The sequence below is a fragment of the Streptomyces sp. NPDC045695 genome (assembly GCF_056432025.1).
This window is the reverse complement of record NZ_JBWKJU010000020.1, coordinates 116,193-136,777: the sequence shown is the minus strand read 5'-3', so window position 1 is coordinate 136,777 and position 20,585 is coordinate 116,193. Positions and strand designations below refer to the sequence as shown.

The window sequence follows — 20,585 nt, the reverse complement described above, 5'->3', positions numbered from 1 at the left end:
TGCGCGGCCATGGGGGGCGCTGCGTGCAACGGGGCGGCGGGTGCCTGCTGCTGTTATGCCTGCGGCTGCGGTGTCGGGACGGGCACGGGCGCGTCGAATGGTGGGGAGGGAGCCGGGGCCGGGGGGGGGGCCGGGGCCGGGGCGGGGGCTGGCGCCGGGGCCGGGGCCGGGGCCGGGGCCGGTACGGGTACGGGTACGGGTACGGGACTGGCCGGGCTGACCGAGCGGCTGGACGCGGTGGACGGGGTGCTGGTCGTCGACTCGCCCGCCGGTGGCGGTACGACGGTCACCGCCGAGCTGCCCTGGCGGCCGTAGGACCACCGGCCGCCCCGTCGGACCCCCCACCCCCACCTCGCATCCACCATGTGAAAACTCCCCCCGTACGCCCACGTGTTGTGCTGGCTTTGCCTTCCCCCGCACCCAAGGCTGGGATGCTTGGCCAGTTCGGTTGATGCGGGGAAAACGAGTGGACGCGGGAGCTGCAGAGTCGTGGAAGACAGGGTGCGGGTGGTCATCGCCGAGGATTCAGTGCTGCTCCGTGAGGGGCTGACCCGGCTGCTCACCGACCGGGGGCATGACGTCGTGGCGGGCGTGGGGGACGCGGAAGCCCTGCTCAAGACGGTGGCGGAGCTCGCCGCCGAGGATGCGCTGCCGGATGTGGTGGTGGCCGATGTGCGGATGCCGCCGACCCACACCGACGAGGGCGTACGGGCCGCCGTACGGCTGCGGCGCGATCATCCCGGGATAGGGGTGCTCGTGCTGTCGCAGTACGTGGAGGAGCAGTACGCCACCGAGCTCCTGGCCGGTTCCAGTACCGGCGTGGGGTACCTGCTCAAGGACCGGGTGGCCGAGGTGCGCGAGTTCCTGGACGCGGTGGTGCGGGTGGCCCGGGGCGGTACCGCCCTGGACCCCGAGGTCGTCCAGCAGCTGCTCGGCCGCAGCCGCAAGCAGGACGTTCTGGCCGGTCTGACGCCGCGCGAGCGCGAGGTGCTGGGGCTGATGGCCGAGGGACGGACCAATTCCGCCGTCGCGAAACAGCTCGTCGTGAGCGACGGAGCGGTGGAAAAGCACGTAAGCAATATTTTCATGAAACTTGGCCTCTCCCCCAGCGACGGGGATCACCGGCGTGTACTGGCCGTGCTCACCTATCTCAAATCTTGATCGACTGACACTCTGTCAGCTATGGCATACATGGCAAACCGGTAGGCCGTCTCAAGGTGCGGTCAGTCGGTCCAGAATGTGATCGCCCCTGGGGGCCTGATTCCTACGGACGTAGGGTTGGTTCCAGGGGTGCTCACGCCTCGAAGGAGGTCCAGTTCAGTGACCAGCCAGGTCAGCAGCCCAGCCGAGCAGGCCGACGGGGCTGGGGGTGCGGTTGTCGGTGGACAGCGCACCCCGGCGAGTCCGGGCGGCAAGGAAGTACGCCGTCTCGATCGTGTGATCATCCGATTCGCGGGTGACTCCGGTGACGGCATGCAGCTCACCGGTGACCGCTTCACATCGGAGACGGCGTCGTTCGGTAACGACCTGTCGACGCTGCCGAACTTCCCCGCCGAGATCCGCGCCCCTGCCGGAACCCTCCCGGGCGTTTCTTCCTTCCAGCTCCACTTCGCGGACCACGACATCCTCACGCCGGGCGACGCCCCGAACGTGCTGGTGGCGATGAACCCGGCGGCGCTGAAGGCCAACATCGCGGACGTGCCGCGCGGCGCGGAGATCATCGTCAACACCGATGAATTCACCAAGCGCCCCATGGCCAAGGTCGGCTACGAGACCTCGCCGCTGGAGGACGGCTCCCTGGCGGCGTACAACCTCCACCCGGTGCCGCTGACGACGCTCACGGTCGAGGCGCTGAAGGACTTCGGCCTTACCCGCAAGGAGGCCGAGCGCAGCAAGAACATGTTCGCGCTGGGCCTGCTGTCGTGGATGTACCACCGGCCCACCGAGGGCACCGAGGCCTTCCTGCGCCAGAAGTTCGCGAAGAAGCCGGACATCGCCGAGGCGAACATCGTCGCCTTCCGGGCCGGCTGGAACTTCGGGGAGACCACCGAGGACTTCGCGGTGTCCTACGAGGTCGCCCCGGCCACCCGGGCCTTCCCCACGGGCACCTACCGCAACATCTCCGGGAACCTCGCCCTCTCCTACGGCCTCATCGCCGCCGGCCAGCGGGCGGAGCTGCCGGTCTACCTGGGCTCCTATCCGATCACCCCGGCCTCGGACATCCTGCACGAGCTGTCGAAGCACAAGAACTTCGGCGTGCGGACCTTCCAGGCCGAGGACGAGATCGCCGGCATCGGCGCGGCGCTCGGCGCGGCCTTCGGCGGGGCGCTCGGCGTGACCACCACCTCCGGTCCGGGGGTGGCGCTGAAGTCGGAGACGATCGGTCTCGCGGTGTCGCTGGAGCTGCCGCTGCTCATCGTGGACATCCAGCGCGGCGGCCCCTCCACCGGCCTGCCGACGAAGACGGAGCAGGCGGACCTCCTCCAGGCCATGTACGGCCGCAACGGCGAGGCTCCCGTCCCGATCGTGGCTCCGAGGACGCCCGCGGACTGCTTCGACGCCGCCCTGGACGCGGCCCGGATCGCGCTCACCTACCGGACCCCGGTGTTCCTGCTGTCCGACGGCTACCTCGCCAACGGCTCGGAACCCTGGCGGATCCCCGAGGTCGCGGACCTGCCCGACCTGAAGGTCAAGTTCGCCACGGGCGCGAACCACACCCTCGCCGACGGCACCGAGGTGTTCTGGCCCTACAAGCGGGACCCGGAAACCCTCGCCCGCCCCTGGGCCGTCCCCGGCACCCCCGGTCTCGAACACCGCATCGGCGGTATCGAGAAGCAGGACGGCACCGGGAACATCTCCTACGACCCGGCCAACCACGAGCTGATGGTCCGCACCCGCCAGGCCAAGGTCGACGGCATCGAGGTGCCGGACCTGGAGGTCGACGACCCGGACGGCGCCACGACCCTGGTCATCGGGTGGGGCTCCACCTACGGCCCCATCACGGCCGCGGTGCGTCGGCTGCGGGCCGCCGGAACCCCCATCGCGCAGGCGCACCTGCGCCACCTCAACCCCTTCCCGAGGAATCTCGGCGAGGTCCTGAAGCGTTTCGAGAAGGTAGTGGTGCCGGAGATGAACCTCGGGCAGCTCGCCACCCTGATCCGGGCGAAATACCTGGTCGACGCCCAGTCGTACAACCAGGTCAACGGAATGCCGTTCAAGGCGGAGCAGCTCGCCACGGTCCTCAAGGAGGCCATCGATGACTGAGATGACCGAAGCGGTGGCCGACGGGGCGACCGAGGCGGCGCGCACGCTGCTCTCGCTCGTGCCCAAGGCCGAGGCCAAGCAGTCGATGAAGGACTTCAAGTCGGACCAGGAGGTCCGCTGGTGCCCGGGCTGCGGTGACTACGCCGTGCTCGCCGCCGTGCAGGGCTTCATGCCCGAGCTCGGGCTGGCGAAGGAGAACATCGTCTTCGTCTCCGGCATCGGCTGCTCCTCCCGATTCCCGTACTACATGAACACGTACGGGATGCACTCGATCCACGGCCGGGCGCCCGCCATCGCCACGGGCCTGGCCACCTCCCGCCGCGACCTGTCGGTCTGGGTCGTCACCGGGGACGGCGACGCCCTCTCCATCGGCGGCAACCACCTGATCCACGCCCTGCGCCGCAACGTCAACCTCAAGATCCTGCTGTTCAACAACCGGATCTACGGGCTGACCAAGGGGCAGTACTCGCCCACCTCCGAGGTCGGCAAGATCACCAAGTCGACGCCCATGGGTTCGCTGGACGCCCCCTTCAACCCGGTGTCGCTGGCGATCGGCGCCGAGGCCTCCTTCGTCGCCCGCACCGTCGACTCAGACCGCAAGCACCTCACCGAGGTGCTGCGCCAGGCGGCCGACCACCAGGGCACGGCGCTCGTGGAGATCTACCAGAACTGCAACATCTTCAACGACGGCGCCTTCGAGGTCCTCAAGGACAAGGACCAGGCGCTGGAGGCCGTGATCAGGCTGGAGGACGGACAGCCGATCCGCTTCGGCGCGGACAACGCCAAGGGTGTCGTGCGCGACCCGGTCACCGGTGAGCTGGAGGTCGTCGCGGTCACCCCGGAGAACGAGGCGCGGATCCTGGTCCACGACGCGAAGGCGGCCAGCCCCACCACCGCGTTCGCACTCTCCCGCCTCGCCGACCCCGACACGCTGCACCGCACCCCCATCGGGGTCTTCCGCAGCGTCGAGCGGCCCGTCTACGACACGCTCATGGCCGATCAGCTCGACGCGGCCATCGACCTGAAGGGCAAGGGCGACCTGGGCGCCCTGCTGCACGGCAACGACACCTGGACGGTCGTCGGCTGACCGCGCCGAGCCGAGGTGGCCGTCACGAAGCCCGGATCCCGCAGAACGGGGATCCGGGCTTCGGCGTGTCCCCGGACTCCGCGGCCCCCACTTACCTTCCGCAAGCACTTTCTAAAAGTTAGCGCTTCCCGTAGGGTGGTGTTACCGCCCCGAACGAGGAGAGCAATCATGAGCATCGTCGTCACCGCAGCCACCGGAGCCCTCGGCCGTCTCGTCGTCGAGGAAGTGCTGGAGAGGGTCCCCGCCGACCGCGTCGCCGTCGTCGTCCGCGACGCGCAGAAGGCCGCCGACCTGGCCGGGCGCGGCGTCGACGTCCGCGTCGCCGACTACGACGACCCCTCGGCCCTGGCCTCCGCCTTCCGGGCCGGCGACCGGGTCCTGCTGATCTCCGGCAACGAGATCGGGCGGCGCGTCGCCCAGCACACCGCCGTACTGGAGGCGGCGCAGGCGGCGGGCGTGGCGCAGCTCGCCTACACGGGCATCCTCGGCGGACCCGAGGCGGACTTCGACCTGGCCGCCGAGCACACCGCCACCGAGCAGGCCATCCTCGACTCCGGGATCGCGTACACCTTCCTGCGCAACGGCTGGTACCACGAGAACTACACCCGCAACCTGCCCACCGTCCTGGGGCACGGCGCGGTCGTCGCCAGCTCGGGCGAGGGCCGGGTCGCCTCGGCGGCGCGCGCCGACTACGCGGCCGCCGCGGCCGAGGTGCTCACCGGCGAGGGGCACCTGAACCAGGTGTACGAGCTCTCCGGCGACACCGCCTGGAGCCTCACGGAGTACACGGCCGAGGTGTCGGCGCAGAGCGGCAAGGAGGTCGTGTACACCGAGGTCCCGGCCGACGAGCACCTGGCGATCCTGACCGGCGCCGGGGTCCCCGAGGACTTCGCGGCCATCCTCGTCGACGTGGACGCGGCGATCGCGCGCGGCCGGCTGGCGGGCACCAGCGGGGACCTGGCCCGGCTGATCGGGCGTCCGACGACCCCGGTCGCCGAGGCGATCACCGCCGCCCTCGCCTGAGGCCGCCCCACCGAAGGCGCACCCCCCGCCCCGGCGGTTCCCCAGCCCCGCAAGACCCTGACGGTGTCATGAGTATCTCGCGCTGACACACATGACATCCGGCCCGTACGGCGATACCGTCGTGAAGTTGGCTGGAAGTCGCACAGGAGGCCCCGTGAAGGCAGAGAACGAGCAGCGCACGGGTTTGCTCTACGGATTCGGCGCCTACGGGATGTGGGGCCTGGTCCCGCTCTTCTGGCCGCTCCTCAAGCCTTCCGGGGCCATCGAGATCCTCGCCCACCGCATGGTGTGGTCCCTGGCCGTGGTCGGGCTGGCGCTCCTGGCCCTGCGCCGCTGGGGCTGGATACGGGAGCTGGTGCGCCGGCCCCGCAAGCTCGGCCTGACCGCCCTCGCCGCCCTGCTGATCACCGTCAACTGGGGCGTCTACATCTGGTCGGTCAACAACGGTCAGGTCGTCGAGGCGAGCCTCGGCTACTTCATCAACCCGCTGGTCAGCATCGCCCTCGGCGTGCTGGTGCTCGGCGAGCGGCTGCGCCGGGTGCAGTGGACCGCGGTCGGCCTCAGCTTCGCCGCCGTGCTGGTGCTCGCCGTCGGATACGGGCGGCCGCCGTGGATCTCGCTGATCCTGGCCTCCTCCTTCGCGACGTACGGGCTGATCAAGAAGAAGCTCAACATGGGCGGGCTGGAGTCGCTGACCGCCGAGACGGCCGTGCTGTTCCCGCCCGCCCTCGCCTACGTGCTGTGGCTGGGTGCGACGGGCCAGTCCACCTTCGCCTCGCAGGGCGTCGGCCACTCGCTGCTGCTGGCCTCCACCGGCCTGGTCACCGCGGTCCCGCTGGTGTTCTTCGGGGCGGCCGCGATCCGGGTCCCGCTGTCCACGCTCGGGCTGCTCCAGTACCTGGCGCCGGTGTTCCAGTTCGGGCTCGGCGTCCTGTACTTCCACGAGGCCATGCCGCCCGAGCGGTGGGTCGGCTTCTCCCTGGTGTGGGCCGCGCTCGCCCTCCTGACCTGGGACGCCCTGCGGACGGCGCGGCGGTCCCGGGCCCGGCTGGACGTGGCGCGGGCCGCGGTGCACGAGCCCGCGTAACCGTCCCCCCGGCAGTCCGCTCGGCAGCCGGTCCGGCAGTCCCCCGGCCGTCGGTACACCAGCAAACACTCCACCCTCACGATCCCCGGTACGGGCACCCCGTACCGGGGATCGTCCGTTTTCCGAACTGCCCTGACCGAATTGTGGTCTTGACGGACAGTCACGCTCTCGCTCAACATCAGGCTCGCACTGACGCACGAACGCTCACCTGCTCTATCCCCACTCGTTCCGTCTCATCCCCGCGGAATCCCGGAGCCCCCACATGAGCCTGTCCGTCTCACGGCGCCTTGCTGCCGTGACCGCCTTCGCGGTCGCCGGCCTGTTCGCCTCCACCGCCCCCGCCGCCCTCGCCGCTCCCACGGCGGCCACCGCGGCGCCGACCCCGCCCGACATACCGCTGGCCAACGTCAAGGCCCACCTGTCGCAGCTCTCCACCATCGCCGCCGACAACGGTGGCAACCGCGCCCACGGCAGGACCGGCTACAAGGCCTCGATCGACTACGTGAAGGCCAAGCTCGACGCCGCCGGCTTCACCACCACCCTGCAGACCTTCACCACCAGCGGCGCCACCGGCTACAACCTGATCGCCGACTGGCCGGGCGGCGACCCGAACTCGGTCCTCATGGCCGGCTCGCACCTGGACTCGGTGACCTCAGGCGCGGGCATCAACGACAACGGATCCGGCAGCGCGGCCGTCCTCGAAACGGCCCTCGCCGTCTCCCGCGCCGGGCTCCAGCCCACCAAGCACCTGCGCTTCGGCTGGTGGGGCGCGGAGGAGCTGGGGCTGATCGGCTCGAAGTACTACGTGAACAGCCTGCCGGCCACCGAGAAGGCGAAGTTCGCCGGCTACCTGAACTTCGACATGATCGGCTCGCCGAACCCGGGCTACTTCGTCTACGACGACGACCCGACGATCGAGCAGACCTTCAAGAACTACTACGCGGGCCTCGGCATCCCCACCGAGATCGAGACCGAGGGCGACGGCCGCTCCGACCACGCCCCCTTCAAGAACGCGGGCATCCCGGTCGGCGGCCTGTTCTCCGGCGCCGACTACATCAAGACGGCTGCTCAGGCGCAGAAGTGGGGCGGCACCTCCGGTCAGGCCTTCGACCGCTGCTACCACTCCTCCTGCGACAGCCTGGCGAACATCAACGACACCGCGCTGGACCGCAACTCGGACGCCGTCGCCTATGCGATCTGGACCCTCGGTGCGGGCGTGGTGGTCCCGCCCGGCCCGTCCTTCGAGAACACGACGGACGTGAGCATCCCGGACTCCCCCGCGGCCGCGGTGACCTCGCCGATCACCGTGTCCGGTGTGACGGGCAACGCGCCCGCCACCACCAAGGTCGACGTGAACATCGTCCACACCTACCGCGGTGACCTGGTCATCGACCTCCTGGCGCCCGACGGCACGGCGTACCGGCTGAAGAACTCCAGCTCGGACTCCGCCGACAACCTCATCACCTCGTACACGGTGAACGCGTCGAGCGAGGTGGCCAACGGCGTCTGGAAGCTCCAGGTCAAGGACGTGGCCGCCCAGGACGTCGGCTACATCAACAGCTGGAAGATCACCTTCTGAGCCGGAGCGGTCCGCACCGGGGAGGTACGGGGCCCAAGGTCCTACGCGTCCCCGGTGCGGCCCCGTAGCGAGGCCGACTGCGGTTCCTGGATGCGGGCCCGCAGTTCCTCGGCCACCGCCGCGATGTCCGCACGGCCCAGCTTCGCCGCCTCGACCAGATCGCCGAGCTCCTCGGGCGAAGGCAGTTGACTGGCCCCGGCCACCCGCAGGTACGAGCGGGTGGCCGCGGCCGCGTAGAACTCGTTCATCGGGGATTCCAGCGCCGGGCACACCGCGAGGGTGTGCAGAAACGCAGCGGCCCGCCACGCGGTGTCCGGGGCGGGCTGTTCGGGCACCAGGACGAGGTCGTTCTGGTGCCGGGCGACCGCGGCGGCCACCCCGGAGGGGTCCCACACGGCGGGGTCGGACGGGAGATGGTGGGCCAGAGCGGTCCAGGCCCACTCCATGGTGATCTTCAATTCCCGAACCGCTCCTGGAAGTAGCCCCAGTGGTCGGCGAACTCCTCTATGCCCGACAGGAAGTTCTTGCGGTCCTCGTCGAGTTCGCGTTCCGTGACCTCGGTGATCAGCGCGGTGACCGTCGTGCCCAGCGCCGCCGCACGCGCCTTCAGGCGCTCGTGGAAGTCCTCGTCCAGGCGGATGGTGACGTGTCTCGACATGTCCCACACCGTACAGCGGGCGGGCTGTACGGGCAGCGGGAACGCGACAAGGGTGGGCAGGGACACAGTCCCCGCCCACCCTCGCGCCGCTCTCGTGCGGGTGACTACTTGTTGGCGTCGGCCGCCTTCACCAGCTCGTCCTTGGTGACCGCGCCGACGTAGACCTTGCCGTCGTCCGTGACGAGCACGTTGATCAGGCGGGTCGACAGGACACGGCCCTCACCGAATTTGCCGGAGACCTTGCCCCCGAGGGAGTCGAGGAACTGCTTGGCCTCCTTCGGTGCGTTCTTGTCGTTCTCGATGTCCTTCAGGCCCTTGCCCGAGCCCGAGTCGATCCGCGCGATGGTGGACCAGCCCTCGCCGAGCACCTTCGCGTCGCCCTTGCCGTTCGCCCCGCCCATCAGGCCGTCCAGGCCGGGGAAGGACTCCAACGCCTTGAACCCGTGGTCCTTGCCGTCCTTGCCCGCCGCGTCCGCGCCCTCGGTCAGCTTGGCGCCCTTGGGCGGGGTGAAGGCGAAGGTGTCGGCGGACGGCTTGGCGAAGTCCACCTTCGTGAAGCCCGCGTCCACGATCGGCTTGCCGCCCTGGGCGGAGAGCAGCTGCACGCGCAGCGGCACGCCGTTCTTCGCGTCGACCGCGATCTGGACGGAGCCGACCGTGGAGCCGCTCTGCTTGGGCTTGAGCACGAGCTGGTAGGCGTCGCGCCCGGCCACCTGCGCGGTGTCGCCCACGCTGACGTCCGTGGTCGGGCCGGCGGCCTTGAGGATCTCCTCGGCCATCTGCTGCGGCGAGGCGGCGAGCCGGTCGGCCGTCTTGTGGTCCTTGCCGGCGCCCTTGCCGGACTGGGGGTCCTTCTCGTGGAAGACCTCGTTCGACTTGGAGTCGTAGCCCCAGACGTCGGCGCCGTTGTGGATGAGGCTGTACTCGTCCTTGCCGTCCAGGAACGTGAGCTTCTGGCGGTCCGGGCCGTCGGCCGCGACGCGGAAGGTGTGCGTGCCGTTCGCCAGCTGCGCGACCTTGTCCTCCGGGTTGGCCGAGCCGCCCGCGATGCCGCCGCCGCCGAGCAGTCCGCTCGCGATCTTCGGCAGGCCCAGGTCGGTGCTGATCTTGGCGGTGCCCGACAGCTGCTCCACGTCCGAGGCGGCGACCTTCTCGATGAGCTGCTGCGCCGTCAGCTTCGGCAGGTCGGGTCCGCCGGCGTTGGCGAAGGCCGGGACCATCGCCACGGTCGCCGCGGCCACACCCGCCACCGCCACCGGTACGGCGTACCGGGCGACCTTGCGTGAAGTCTTCGTGTTGGCTGCCATGTCAGTGCCCTGCCCTCTGTGTCGACGGCGGCGAGCCCCGTGTCGCCGCGCTCACCCGATCTGGTGGGGTTTTGATGACTCCATCTGACCAAATCGGCGGCGCCGGGGCGTCAGTCCCCGGACGCAACTACGCGTACGACCGTGGGATGACATGGAAAGGGCCCTTCTCCCCCGACCCGTAGGGGTCGTCGAGGCGGAAGGGCCCGTTCCGAGGTGCGGACGGTGCAGCGGGTGCGAAAGGCGCAGCCGGTGCAGCCGGTGCAGGCGGTGCGCGGTGCGGACGGCGGCGCTAGCCGGCCCGGTGCACCACCGCGTCGCAGAGCTCCTCCAGCGCCGACTTCGCGAAGCACTCGGGCAGCGGTGCGAGCACGGCCCGCGCCTCCTGCGCGTACCGGATGGTGTCGCGGCGGGCCTGCTCCAGCGCCGGGTGCACCCGCAGCCGGGTCAGCACCTCGGCGTGCCGCGCGTCGTCCGTCAGGTCGCCGTCCAGGAGGCGTACGAGCTCCAGGTCGTCCGGGTCGCCGTCCCGGGCCGCGATCTCGCGCAGCCGCAGCACCGGCAGCGTCGGGATGCCCTCGCGCAGGTCGGTGCCCGGGGTCTTGCCGGACTCGTGGGCGTCCGAGGCGATGTCCAGGACGTCGTCGGCGAGCTGGAAGGCGGTGCCGAGCCGCTCGCCGTACTGGGTCAGGATGTCGACGACCGTCTCGTCGGCGCCGGACATCAGCGCGCCGAAGCGGCCGGAGACGGCGATCAGCGAGCCGGTCTTGCCGGCGATGACGTCGAGGTAGTGGGCGACCGGGTCGCGGCCGTCGCGCGGACCGGCCGTCTCCAGGATCTGGCCCGTCACCAGCCGCTCGAAGGCCTCGGCCTGGATGCGTACGGCCTCGGGTCCGAGGTCGGCCAGGATGTGCGAGGCGCGGGCGAACAGGAAGTCACCCGTCAGGACGGCCACCGAGTTGCCCCAGCGGGCGTTTGCGCTCTCCACCCCGCGGCGGACGTCCGCCTCGTCCATGACGTCGTCGTGGTAGAGCGTCGCCAGGTGCGTGAGCTCGACCACCACGGCGGACGGCACGATGCCGGGCGCGTACGGGTCCCCGAACTGGGACGCGAGCATCACCAGCAGGGGCCGGAAGCGCTTGCCTCCGGCCCGGACCAGGTGCTGCGCTGCCTCGGTGATGAAGGGGACTTCGCTCTTGGTGGCTTCCAGCAGACCCGCCTCGACGGCGGCCAGTCCGGCCTGGACATCGGTTTCAAGAGCCTGGTCCCGCACGCTCAGTCCGAACGGCCCGACGACGGTCACGAGGGGTACTCCTGTCTGCTGACGATCACGCTGACGATCACATGGATTGTCGATGTGTCGCTGCCATCACTCAAGCCAGCGTATCGGGTCTGTTTTCGATCACCGAGAGCGCCTTCCCGGCCACCACTCGCGCGGGGTCCGATATGCACCGGTATGTTCGTGAGGAGCCGAAACGACCGGAGCCTACGCCGTGTGAGGTTCGATGAGGTGGCCACCGCATGATCATCCGCACTGAGTTTCCGTACGAGACCACCCGCGAGGATGTCCGGATCCCGCTCCCCAACGGGGTAGAGCTCTACGCACGCATCTGGCGCCCGGTCACGGACGAGCCGGTTCCGGCGCTGCTGGAGTATCTCCCGTACCGGCTCACCGACTGGACCGCGCCGCGCGACTGGCAGCGCCACCCCTGGTACGCGGGCCACGGCTACGCCTCGGTACGGGTGGACGTGCGCGGCCACGGGTGCAGCGGCGGCCGTCCCGGCGACGCGTACGACGCCCGCGAGCTGGCCGACGGGGTCGCGGTGGTGGAGTGGCTGGCGGCGCAGCCGTGGTGCACGGGGTCGGTGGGGATGTTCGGGATCTCGTGGGGCGGGTTCAACTCCCTGAAGATCGCCGCCCTGGCCCCCGAGCCCCTCAAGGCGGTCGTCACGGTCTGCTCGACGGACGACCGGTTCGACAACGACGTCCACTACATGGGCGGCTCGCTGCTGGCCGTGGACATGCACGCCCGGGCGGCGACCATGCTGGCCTTCGCCTCCCGGCCGCCGGACCCGAAGTACGTCGGCGACGACTGGCGCCGGCAGTGGCTGGACCGGCTGGAATCGGTCGAACCCCTGATCCACACCTGGCTGTCGCACCAGACCCGCGACGACTACTGGCGCCACGGCGGCGTCCGCGAGGACTACGCGGCGATCGGCGCGGCCGTGCTCGCCGTCGGCGGCTGGCACGACCCCTACCGGGACACGGTGCTGCGGATGGTCGAGCACCTGCCGCCGACGCGCGTGCGGGGCCTGATCGGGCCCTGGTCCCACCAGTACCCGGACCGCGGGCTCCCGCCCGGTCCGGCGATCGGCTTCCTCCAGGAGACCCTGCGCTGGTGGGACCACTGGCTCAAGCCCGAGTCCGACGGCGCCCGGGGCGCGGGCGGCCCCGGGGTGATGGACGAGCCCCTGCTGCGCGCCTGGATCAGCGACTCGCACCCGCCGGCGACGGTGTACGAGGAGCTCCCCGGCCGCTGGGTCGCGGAGAAGGCCTGGCCCTCGCCGTCGGTGATCCCCGTCCCCTACCTCTTCCAGGGCCAGCCGGTGCCCGTCGCCTCCCCCCAGCACACCGGGATGGACGCGGGCCGGTTCCGCCCCTTCGGCAACGACGCCGACCTGCCGCCGGACCAGCGGGAGGAGGACGCCAAGTCGGCCTGCTTCGAGTTCCCCGTGGCGGACGGGGAGCCGGTGGAGATTCTGGGACGGCCGTCGGTGACCCTGCGGCTGCGCCTTGACGTGCCGTACGGGCAGGTCGTGGCCCGGCTCTGCGACATCGCCCCCGACGGCTCCTCGACCCTGGTCACGCGCGGCGCGCTGAACCTCTCCGCCCGCCGGGGCCGGGACCGGGCGCTGCCCTGGCCGGCGGGATCGTACGAGGACGTCACCTTCGAGCTGAACGGCATCGGGCACGCCTTCCGGCCCGGCCACCGGATCCGGCTCGCCGTGTCCTCGGCGTACTGGCCGTGGATCTGGCCGCGGGCCGGGTCCGAGGCCGGCTGGACCCTGGACCCGGCGGGCAGCTCGCTGACGCTCCCGGTGCGGGCCGCGCCCGCCGCGCCCGCGCCCGCGTCCGCGTCCGCCTCCGCGTCCGTGTCCGCCTCCGCCTCCGCCTCCGCCGACGGGGGCATCGTCTTCGAGGCCCCGGAGCAGTCAGCGCCGCTGGGTGTCGCCATCCCGGCCACGCTGGACGAGCCGCGCCCGGAGCGGCTGGTCGTACGGGACGTCGCGCGCGGGACCTGGCGGCTGGAGGTGGACCCCCGGTACGGGGGCACCCGGGTGTATCCGGACGGCCTGGAGGTCAGCGAGGACGCCGAGGAGATGTACGAGATCCAGGAGGCCGACGCCCTGTCGGCGCGCACGCGCTCGCACTGGCGGATCCGGCTCCACCGGCCCGACCTGGGCTGGGACGCGCGGGTGGAGACCCGCTCGGAGATGTCGTGCGACGAGGGCGGCTTCGTCACCTCGAACGAGGTGGTGTGCCGGGAGGGCGACGAGGTCCTCTTCCACCGCACGTGGGAACGCCGCCTGCCCCGCGCGGCGGTCTGAGCGGCCGGGGCGTGCGCCCCCGGGGGCCCCTCCCCGCGCCCCGCGCCCCCTCGGAGTCCGGGGAAGCCCCCGATAACCGGCTCTCAGCCGTAGAGCCGTTCCAGGACCACCGCGATGCCGTCCGCCTCGTTGGACAGCGTCACCTCGTCGGCCACGGCGACCAGCTCGCGGTGGGCGTTGGCCATGGCCACCCCGTGCGCGGCCCAGGCGAACATGGGGATGTCGTTGGGCATGTCCCCGAACGCGATCGTCCCGGCGGCGGAGGCCCCCAGGAACTGCGCCGCCAGCGCCAGCCCGCTGGCCTTGTCGATCCCCGGCGGCTGGAGTTCCACGGTGTGCTCCCCCGCCATCGTGACGTTCACCAGGTCGCCCACCACGGCCCGCGCCACCCGCGTCAGCTCGTCGTCGTCCAGCTCCGGATGCTGGAGCAGCACCTTGTTGATCGGCGAGACCCACAGGTCGGACCGCCGGGGTACCGACACCGTCGGCAGGTGCGGATGCCACATCCGGTAGCCGGGGGCTATCAGCATCTCGGCGTCCACACCCTCCTGGTTGACCGCCGCGTAGACCTCGCCGATCTCCGCCTCGATCTTGCCGAGGGCCACCTCGGCCAGCTCCCGGTCCATGGAGACGGAGTGCAGCAGGTGTCCGCGCGCCGCGTCGTACACCTGGGCGCCCTGCGCGCACACCGCGAGCCCCGTGTAGCCGAGCCCGTCCAGGACGTGTCGGACTTGGGGGACGGGGCGGCCGGTGACGATGATGTGCCGGGCGCCGGCCGCCCGGGCTTTCGCGAGCGCCGCGTAGGAACGGGCGGAGACGGTGTCCCCGGCACGCAGCAGAGTCCCGTCCAGGTCAGTGGCGATCAAGGCATAAGGAAGGGCGGGAAGCGGGGCGGAAGTCACGGCGCCAAGGATACGGACCCCGTTGGACAAGTCCTACAAATAGCGCCCGAATCCGGCCTCCCGCCGACACCACCAGCCACGTAACGTGTCAACAGCCCCCCGGGACACCCCCGGACCGCGTCGAAAGCGAGGCAGCACCCCATGCCCCAGCAGAGCCCCCTCGATGTTCCCGAGGGCGACCCGTTCGGGCCGCACAACCTCCCCTACGGCGTCTTCTCGACCGCCGCGGAGGACCGCCGCCGGATCGGTGTGCGCATCGGCGGGTACGTCCTCGACGCGGGCGCGGCCGCGGCCGCGCTCGGGTCCCCGTACGCCGGGCTGCTCGGGCAGTCCTCCCTCAACCCGCTGCTGGCCGCCGGGCGCACCGCCTGGCGCGACGTGCGCCGCGCGCTGACGGCCTGGGTGACCGACCCCGGCCACCGCCCCGCCGTGGAGCCGCACCTGCTGGCGCTCGACGAGGTCACGCTGCACCTGCCCTACGAGGTCGCCGACTACGTCGACTTCTACGCGAGCGAGCACCACGCCACCAACGTCGGGCGGATGTTCCGCCCGGACGGCGACGCGCTGACCCCGAACTGGAAGCACCTGCCCATCGGTTACCACGGCCGCTCCGGCACCATCGTGGTCTCCGGGACCGACGTCGTCCGTCCCTGCGGGCAGCGCAAGGCCCCCACCGACCCGGCGCCCGTCTTCGGCCCGTCCGTCAAGCTCGACATCGAGGCCGAGGTCGGCTTCGTCGTCGGCGTCCCGTCCGAGCTGGGCAGCCCGGTGCCGCTGGGCGCCTTCGAGGACCACGTCTTCGGGCTGTTCCTGCTCAACGACTGGTCGGCCCGGGACATCCAGGCCTGGGAGTACGTGCCGCTCGGCCCCTTCCTCGGCAAGTCCTTCGCGACCTCCGTCTCGGCCTGGGTGACGCCGCTGGAGGCCCTGGACGCCGCCCGCGTCGCCCCGCCGGCCCGGGACTTCCCCCTCCTGCCCTACCTCGACGACGCCGCCCTCGACCGCCCCGGCGGCTTCGACCTGCACATCAGCGTCGCCATCAACGGGCAGGAGGTGGCGCAGCCGCCGTTCGCGACGATGTACTGGACCGCCGCCCAGCAGCTCGCGCACATGACCGTCAACGGCGCCTCCCTGCGCACGGGCGACGTCTACGGCTCGGGCACCGTCAGCGGCCCCGAGGCCGGCCAGCGCGGCTCGCTGCTGGAGCTGACCTGGAACGGCCGCGACGCCATCGAGCTCGCCGACGGCAAGCGCACCTTCCTGGAGGACGGGGACACCGTCACCCTCACCGCCTGGGCCCCCGGCCCAGACGGCACGCGGGTCGGCCTCGGCGAGGTCACCGGCCGCATCGCGGGTTCCCGCTAGGAGTTTCGTCTGGTGGCGGCGGCGCGGACCTCCCGCGTACGCCGCCCGGGCGGCCTGAGGGCTGAACCCCCGTTTGGGGGCGCGCCGCGTGCACCGGGCGCAGGGCGCCGGGAAGGTGGACGAAAGCCCCCGAGCCGCAGGAGTCCCGATGCCCGCCCGTATTCGCAAGGCTTCCCTGACCTGCGCGGTCGCCGCGTCGATCGGCCTGGCCGCCATCGCCCCGGCGCACGGCGTCGACGGACCCGCACCCGACCCCCGCGACCACCGGGCCATGGCGGACATGGCGACGGCGATCCGGGTGACGGCCAAGTACGTGGACGAGCGGCAGGCGCTCAAGGACGGGTACGTCCCGCACGGCAAGGAGTGCATGACCAACCCGTTCGGGGTGGGCTCCATGGGCTACCACTACGTGAAGCAGGCCAACTGGGGCTCGATGGACCCGAGCAGGCCGACCGCCCTCCTCTACAGCAGCGAGAAGGACCGCAACGGCCGTCGCAAGCTCCAGACCGTGGAGTGGATGTCCACCGACCGCGACCAGGACCTGAAGACCACCGACGACCGGCCGAGCATGTTCGGCCTGCCCTTCGACGGCCCCATGCCCGGCCACTGGGCGGGCATGCCCAAGCACTACGACCTCCACCTGTGGGCGTACGAGAACAACCCGGCCGGCCGCTTCCACAACTGGAACCCGTCCCTCAAGTGCCCCGGGCATATGACTCACCCATAGGCGGCTTTTCGCGAGAACTCCGGCGATACGCTGAACGCACTCGCGAGACTCCGGCTCATGGGAGCACTGATGAACCCGGAACACAGCTGGCCGATCCCGCCCCCGGGCGGCTGGACTGCCGACGACCTGGACACGCTTCCGAATCTGCCTCCGCACACGGAGCTGATCGACGGGAGCCTGATCTTCGTGAGTCCGCAGACACGAGTTCACTCAGAGGCGGTGGACCATTTGACCTGGGAACTGCGGTCTCAGGCCCCTGAGTTCCTCGGAGTCCTCCGCGAATTCACGATCGACATCGACCGGCGCAATCGTCCCGAGCCCGACGTCATCGTGTTCCGTGACGATGTCATCCACGGCCTAGAACAGACCCGCCTGCCTGCTGAATCTGTTCTGCTGGCCATCGAGGTCGTGTCTCCGGAATCGATCGACCGGGATCGCGAGACCAAGCCGATCAAGTACGCACGGGCGGGAATCCCCCACTACTGGCGGGTCGAGAACACGGATGGCCGAGCGGTCGTCTACGTCTTCGAGCGTGAGCCGGTCAGCGGTGCCTACGTCGCATCCGGGATCTTCCACGACCGCCTGAAGGTCTCCGTCCCCTTCCCCGTCGACCTGGACCTCACCGAGATCACGCCGAAGCGCAGGCGCCCCGAGTAGCTCGAAGGGCCCGGCTCCGAGGAGCCGGGCCCTTCATCCAGGAGGACCGGTCAGCGGACGAAGGTGCTCGCCTGTCCCGCCAGGTCCAGGAAGTACTGCGGGGCCACGCCCAGGACCAGGGTGACCGCGACGCCGACCGCGATGGTCGTCATCGTCAGCGGCGAGGGGACGGCCACCGTCGGGCCGTCGGCCTTCGGCTCGCTGAAGAACATCAGGACGATCACCCGGATGTAGAAGAACGCGGCGATCGCGGACGAGAGGACACCGACCACGACCAGCGCCCCCGCGCCGCCCTCCGCCGCCGCCTTGAACACGGCGAACTTTCCGGCGAACCCCGACGTCAGCGGAATGCCGGCGAAGGCCAGCAGGAACACCGCGAAGACGGCCGCCGTCAGCGGCGAACGGCGGCCCAGGCCGGCCCACTTCGACAGGTGCGTGGCCTCGCCGCCCGCGTCGCGCACCAGCGTGACCACCGCGAAGGCGCCGATCGTCACGAAGGAGTACGCGCCCAGGTAGAAGAGGACGGACTTGACGCCCTCCTCCGAGGTCGCGATCACACCGGCCAGGATGAAGCCCGCGTGCGCGATCGAGGAGTAGGCCAGGAGCCGCTTGACGTCGGTCTGGGTCACGGCGATCACCGCACCGGCCAGCATCGTGACGATGGCCACGCCCCACATCACCGGCCGCCAGTCCCAGCGCAGGCCCGGCAGGACCACGTACAGCAGCCGCAGGAGGGCGCCGAAGGCGGCCACCTTCGTCGCGGCCGCCATGAAGCCCGTCACCGGGGTCGGGGCGCCCTGGTAGACGTCCGGGGTCCACATGTGGAAGGGGACCGCGCCGACCTTGAAGAGCAGGCCCATCAGGATCAGCGCGCCGCCGATCAGCAGCAGCGCGTCATTGCCCATGGTGGAGGCGAGCGCCGGGTCGATCTTCGTGACCGTGCCGTCGACCACGTCGGCGATCACCGCGTACGAGACCGAGCCCGCGTACCCGTAGAGCAGCGCGATGCCGAAGAGGAGGAAGGCGGAGGAGAAGGCGCCCAGCAGGAAGTACTTCACCGCGGCCTCCTGCGACATCAGCCGCTGGCGGCGCGCGACGGCGCAGAGCAGGTAGAGCGGGAGGGAGAAGACCTCCAGCGCGATGAACAGCGTCAGCAGGTCGTTGGCCGCCGGGAAGATCAGCATCCCGGCGACCGCGAACAGGGCCAGCGGGAAGACCTCGGTGGTGGTGAAGCCCGCCTTGACGGCCGCTTTCTCGCTGTCGCTGCCCGGTACCGACGCCGCCTGGGCGGCGAAGGAGTCCACCCGGTTGCCGTGGGCGGCCGGGTCGAGCCGCCGCTCGGCGAAGGTGAAGACCGCGACGACCGAGGCCAGCAGGATGGTGCCCTGCAGGAACAGCGCCGGGCCGTCCACGGCGATGGCGCCCATCGCCGCGACGTGCGCCTTGGTGCTCCCGTACCCGCCGACGGCGAGGCCGACGACCGCCGCGAAGGCCGAGGCCAGCGCGGCGACGGCGAGGAACACCTGCACGTAGTAACGGGACTTGCGGGGCACGAAGGCCTCGACCAGGATCCCGATGACCGCCGCGCCCACCACGATCAGCGTGGGCGCGAGCTGCGCGTACTCGATGGTCGGTGCCGGGATCCGGTCGACCGGTCCGTCGGCCGCCAGCGTCCACAGGCTGTGGGCGGAAGTCGATGCGCTCACTTCGCCGCCTCCCCGTTCTTGGCTTCGACGGCGACCTCGGGCTTGGGGTCCGTCTGCTTCACGTCCGACATGGTGTGCTCCACCGCCGGGTTGACGATGTCGGTGAGCACCTTCGGGTAGACGCCCAGCCCGATCAGCAGCGCGATCAGCGGGGCGACCACCAGCAGCTCCCGCAGGCGCAGGTCCGGCATGGTGCGGACCTCCTCCTTCACGGGGCCGGTCATCGTGCGCTGGTAGAGCACCAGCGTGTAGAGCGCGGCGAGCACGATGCCGATGGTGGCGATGACGCCGGCGACCGGGTACCGGGCGAACGTGCCGACCAGGACCAGGAACTCACTGACGAAGGGCGCGAGGCCCGGCAGCGAGAGGGTGGCGAGGCCGCCGATCAGGAAGGTGCCGGCCAGGACCGGGGCGACCTTCTGGACGCCGCCGTAGTCGGCGATGAGACGCGAGCCGCGCCGCGAGATCAGGAAGCCGGCGACCAGCATCAGCGCCGCCGTGGAGATCCCGTGGTTGACCATGTAGAGCGTCGCGCCCGACTGGCCCTGGGAGGTCATCGCGAAGATGCCCAGGATGATGAAGCCGAAGTGCGAGATGGAGGCGTACGCCACCAGCCGCTTGATGTCGCGCTGCCCGACCGCGACTAGCGCGCCGTAGACGATGCTGATCAGGGCCAGGACGAGGATCACCGGCGTGGCCCACTTGCTGGCCTCCGGGAAGAGCCCGAGGCAGAAGCGGAGCATCGCGAAGGTGCCGACCTTGTCGACGACCGCGGTGATCAGCACGGCGACCGGTGCGGTGGCCTCGCCCATCGCGTTCGGCAGCCAGGTGTGCAGCGGCCACAGCGGGGCCTTCACCGCGAAGGCGAAGAAGAACCCGAGGAACAGCAGCCGCTCCGTGTTGGTGGCCATGTCGAGCGTGCCCGCGGCGCGGGCGGCGGTGATCTCCTGGAGCGAGAAGTTCCCGGCGACCACGTACAGCCCGATGACCGCGGCCAGCATGATCAGGCCGCCGGCCAGGTTGTAGAGGAGGAACTTGACCGCCGCGTACGAGCGCTGCGCGGCCGCGTTCTCGTCGGAGCCGCCCGCCGCGGCAGCGGCTGATCGAGAGGAAGTCGCCCGGTCCCCGAAGCCGCCGATGAGGAAGTACATCGGGATGAGCATGGCTTCGAAGAAGATGTAGAAGACGAAGACGTCGGTGGCCTCGAAGGAGATGATCACCATCGCCTCGACCAGCAGGATCAGGGCGAAGAAACCCTGCGTCGGCCGCCAGCGCTGACTCTTGGTCTCCAACGGGTCGGCGTCGTGCCAGCCGGCCAGAATGATGAACGGCATCAGAACCGCGGTGAGCGCGATCAGCGCCACCCCGATGCCGTCCACGCCCAGTTCGTAGCGGACGCCGAAGTCGGCGATCCAGGGGCGGGATTCGGTGAGCTGGTAGCGGTCGCCACCGGGCTCGAAGCGGACCGCGACGAGCACGGCCAGGGCCAGTGTCGCCAGCGAGAAGAGCAGCGCGAGCCACTTGGCGGCGGTCCTGCGGGCGGCCGGGACGGCCGCCGTCAGGACCGCGCCGACCGCGGGCACCGCGGCCGTCACCGTCAGAAGCGGGAAACTCATT

The 20,585-nt window shown here is 70.7% G+C and carries 17 protein-coding genes and 1 pseudogene; 11 read left to right on the top strand and 7 right to left on the bottom strand.

Going from position 1 to position 20,585, the window contains the following annotated elements:
- The 7 genes and pseudogenes from AC07DU_RS27715 to AC07DU_RS27685 all read left to right on the top strand — a co-directional run.
- Nucleotides 1-315 (top strand): annotated as a pseudogene (locus tag AC07DU_RS27715) (hypothetical protein); the annotation flags it as partial.
- A gap of 186 nt (nucleotides 316-501) precedes the next feature.
- Complete coding sequence (locus AC07DU_RS27710) at nucleotides 502-1,161, top strand: response regulator transcription factor (RefSeq protein ID WP_360890839.1); 660 nt, start codon at nucleotides 502-504, stop codon at nucleotides 1,159-1,161.
- 159 nt (nucleotides 1,162-1,320) lie between these two features.
- Nucleotides 1,321-3,264 (top strand): 2-oxoacid:acceptor oxidoreductase subunit alpha, encoded by a 1,944-nt coding sequence (locus AC07DU_RS27705; protein ID WP_360890836.1) that lies wholly within the window; start codon nucleotides 1,321-1,323, stop codon nucleotides 3,262-3,264.
- A 13-nt stretch (nucleotides 3,265-3,277) separates the two neighbouring features.
- The gene (locus tag AC07DU_RS27700) at nucleotides 3,278-4,351 is read left to right on the top strand and encodes a 2-oxoacid:ferredoxin oxidoreductase subunit beta (protein WP_366866024.1); all 1,074 of its coding nucleotides are present in this window, start codon (nucleotides 3,278-3,280) and stop codon (nucleotides 4,349-4,351) included.
- A 168-nt stretch (nucleotides 4,352-4,519) separates the two neighbouring features.
- Nucleotides 4,520-5,374 carry an SDR family oxidoreductase gene (locus tag AC07DU_RS27695; RefSeq protein ID WP_479114277.1) on the top strand — a complete coding sequence of 285 codons (855 nt, stop codon included), beginning with the start codon at nucleotides 4,520-4,522 and terminating at the stop codon, nucleotides 5,372-5,374.
- Between the two features lie 154 nt (nucleotides 5,375-5,528).
- A complete protein-coding gene (gene rarD / locus AC07DU_RS27690) occupies nucleotides 5,529-6,461 on the top strand; it encodes an EamA family transporter RarD (protein ID WP_479026221.1) in 933 nt (310 codons plus the stop codon).
- A 262-nt stretch (nucleotides 6,462-6,723) separates the two neighbouring features.
- Complete coding sequence (locus AC07DU_RS27685) at nucleotides 6,724-8,040, top strand: M28 family metallopeptidase (RefSeq protein WP_479114275.1); 1,317 nt, start codon at nucleotides 6,724-6,726, stop codon at nucleotides 8,038-8,040.
- 41 nt (nucleotides 8,041-8,081) lie between these two features.
- On the opposite strand, the gene AC07DU_RS27680 is transcribed toward AC07DU_RS27685, so the two are convergent.
- The 4 genes from AC07DU_RS27680 to AC07DU_RS27665 form a co-directional block, all read right to left on the bottom strand.
- Nucleotides 8,082-8,498, bottom strand: a complete 417-nt coding sequence (locus AC07DU_RS27680) for a hypothetical protein (RefSeq protein WP_360890824.1) — start codon at nucleotides 8,496-8,498, stop codon at nucleotides 8,082-8,084.
- Nucleotides 8,495-8,698 (bottom strand): hypothetical protein, encoded by a 204-nt coding sequence (locus AC07DU_RS27675; protein ID WP_326588561.1) that lies wholly within the window; start codon nucleotides 8,696-8,698, stop codon nucleotides 8,495-8,497. Before AC07DU_RS27675 ends, AC07DU_RS27680 begins: the two co-directional genes overlap by 4 nt.
- Before the next feature lie 104 nt (nucleotides 8,699-8,802).
- Nucleotides 8,803-10,005 (bottom strand): LolA family protein, encoded by a 1,203-nt coding sequence (locus AC07DU_RS27670; RefSeq protein WP_479026212.1) that lies wholly within the window; start codon nucleotides 10,003-10,005, stop codon nucleotides 8,803-8,805.
- 289 nt (nucleotides 10,006-10,294) lie between these two features.
- The gene (locus AC07DU_RS27665; protein WP_360890817.1) at nucleotides 10,295-11,305 is read right to left on the bottom strand and encodes a polyprenyl synthetase family protein; all 1,011 of its coding nucleotides are present in this window, start codon (nucleotides 11,303-11,305) and stop codon (nucleotides 10,295-10,297) included.
- Nucleotides 11,306-11,523: 218 nt separating this feature from the next.
- On the opposite strand from AC07DU_RS27665, the gene AC07DU_RS27660 reads away from it, so the two are divergent.
- Nucleotides 11,524-13,611: a CocE/NonD family hydrolase gene (locus AC07DU_RS27660; protein WP_479114272.1), complete on the top strand. Its 2,088-nt coding sequence runs from the start codon at nucleotides 11,524-11,526 to the stop codon at nucleotides 13,609-13,611.
- Between the two features lie 83 nt (nucleotides 13,612-13,694).
- Here the strand turns inward: AC07DU_RS27660 and AC07DU_RS27655 are convergent, their stop codons facing one another.
- A complete protein-coding gene (locus AC07DU_RS27655) occupies nucleotides 13,695-14,513 on the bottom strand; it encodes an HAD family hydrolase (protein ID WP_479114270.1) in 819 nt (272 codons plus the stop codon).
- Nucleotides 14,514-14,654: 141 nt separating this feature from the next.
- Between AC07DU_RS27655 and fahA the strand changes: the two genes are divergently transcribed.
- The 3 genes from fahA to AC07DU_RS27640 all read left to right on the top strand — a co-directional run bounded on the left by fahA (nucleotide 14,655) and on the right by AC07DU_RS27640 (nucleotide 17,262).
- On the top strand, nucleotides 14,655-15,878 hold the full coding sequence (gene fahA, locus AC07DU_RS27650) for a fumarylacetoacetase (RefSeq protein ID WP_453374389.1): 1,224 nt from the start codon (nucleotides 14,655-14,657) through the stop codon (nucleotides 15,876-15,878).
- Between the two features lie 148 nt (nucleotides 15,879-16,026).
- Complete coding sequence (locus tag AC07DU_RS27645) at nucleotides 16,027-16,605, top strand: hypothetical protein (protein ID WP_479114267.1); 579 nt, start codon at nucleotides 16,027-16,029, stop codon at nucleotides 16,603-16,605.
- A gap of 57 nt (nucleotides 16,606-16,662) precedes the next feature.
- Entirely contained in the window at nucleotides 16,663-17,262 is a 600-nt protein-coding gene (locus tag AC07DU_RS27640; protein WP_479114265.1) for a Uma2 family endonuclease, read from the top strand.
- Between the two features lie 50 nt (nucleotides 17,263-17,312).
- Here AC07DU_RS27640 and nuoN read toward each other — a convergent pair whose 3' ends face one another.
- Nucleotides 17,313-18,968 carry an NADH-quinone oxidoreductase subunit NuoN gene (gene nuoN, locus AC07DU_RS27635; RefSeq protein ID WP_479114263.1) on the bottom strand — a complete coding sequence of 552 codons (1,656 nt, stop codon included), beginning with the start codon at nucleotides 18,966-18,968 and terminating at the stop codon, nucleotides 17,313-17,315.
- A complete protein-coding gene (locus AC07DU_RS27630; RefSeq protein WP_360890795.1) occupies nucleotides 18,965-20,584 on the bottom strand; it encodes an NADH-quinone oxidoreductase subunit M in 1,620 nt (539 codons plus the stop codon). The genes nuoN and AC07DU_RS27630 overlap by 4 nt, the downstream gene beginning before the upstream one ends.
- Between the last annotated feature and the right edge of the window lies 1 nt (nucleotide 20,585).

Excerpts from the sequence above, each read along its gene's own strand:
- AC07DU_RS27695 (WP_479114277.1), top strand. The coding sequence starts at position 4,520 with ATGAGCATCGTCGTCACCGCAGCCACCGGAGCCCTCGGCCGTCTCGTC.
- AC07DU_RS27685 (WP_479114275.1), top strand. The coding sequence starts at position 6,724 with ATGAGCCTGTCCGTCTCACGGCGCCTTGCTGCCGTGACCGCCTTCGCG.
- AC07DU_RS27675 (WP_326588561.1), bottom strand. The coding sequence starts at position 8,698 with ATGTCGAGACACGTCACCATCCGCCTGGACGAGGACTTCCACGAGCGC.
- AC07DU_RS27670 (WP_479026212.1), bottom strand. The coding sequence starts at position 10,005 with ATGGCAGCCAACACGAAGACTTCACGCAAGGTCGCCCGGTACGCCGTA.
- AC07DU_RS27660 (WP_479114272.1), top strand. The coding sequence starts at position 11,524 with ATGATCATCCGCACTGAGTTTCCGTACGAGACCACCCGCGAGGATGTC.
- fahA (WP_453374389.1), top strand. The coding sequence starts at position 14,655 with ATGCCCCAGCAGAGCCCCCTCGATGTTCCCGAGGGCGACCCGTTCGGG.
- AC07DU_RS27645 (WP_479114267.1), top strand. The coding sequence starts at position 16,027 with ATGCCCGCCCGTATTCGCAAGGCTTCCCTGACCTGCGCGGTCGCCGCG.
- AC07DU_RS27640 (WP_479114265.1), top strand. The coding sequence starts at position 16,663 with ATGGGAGCACTGATGAACCCGGAACACAGCTGGCCGATCCCGCCCCCG.
- AC07DU_RS27630 (WP_360890795.1), bottom strand. The coding sequence starts at position 20,584 with ATGAGTTTCCCGCTTCTGACGGTGACGGCCGCGGTGCCCGCGGTCGGC.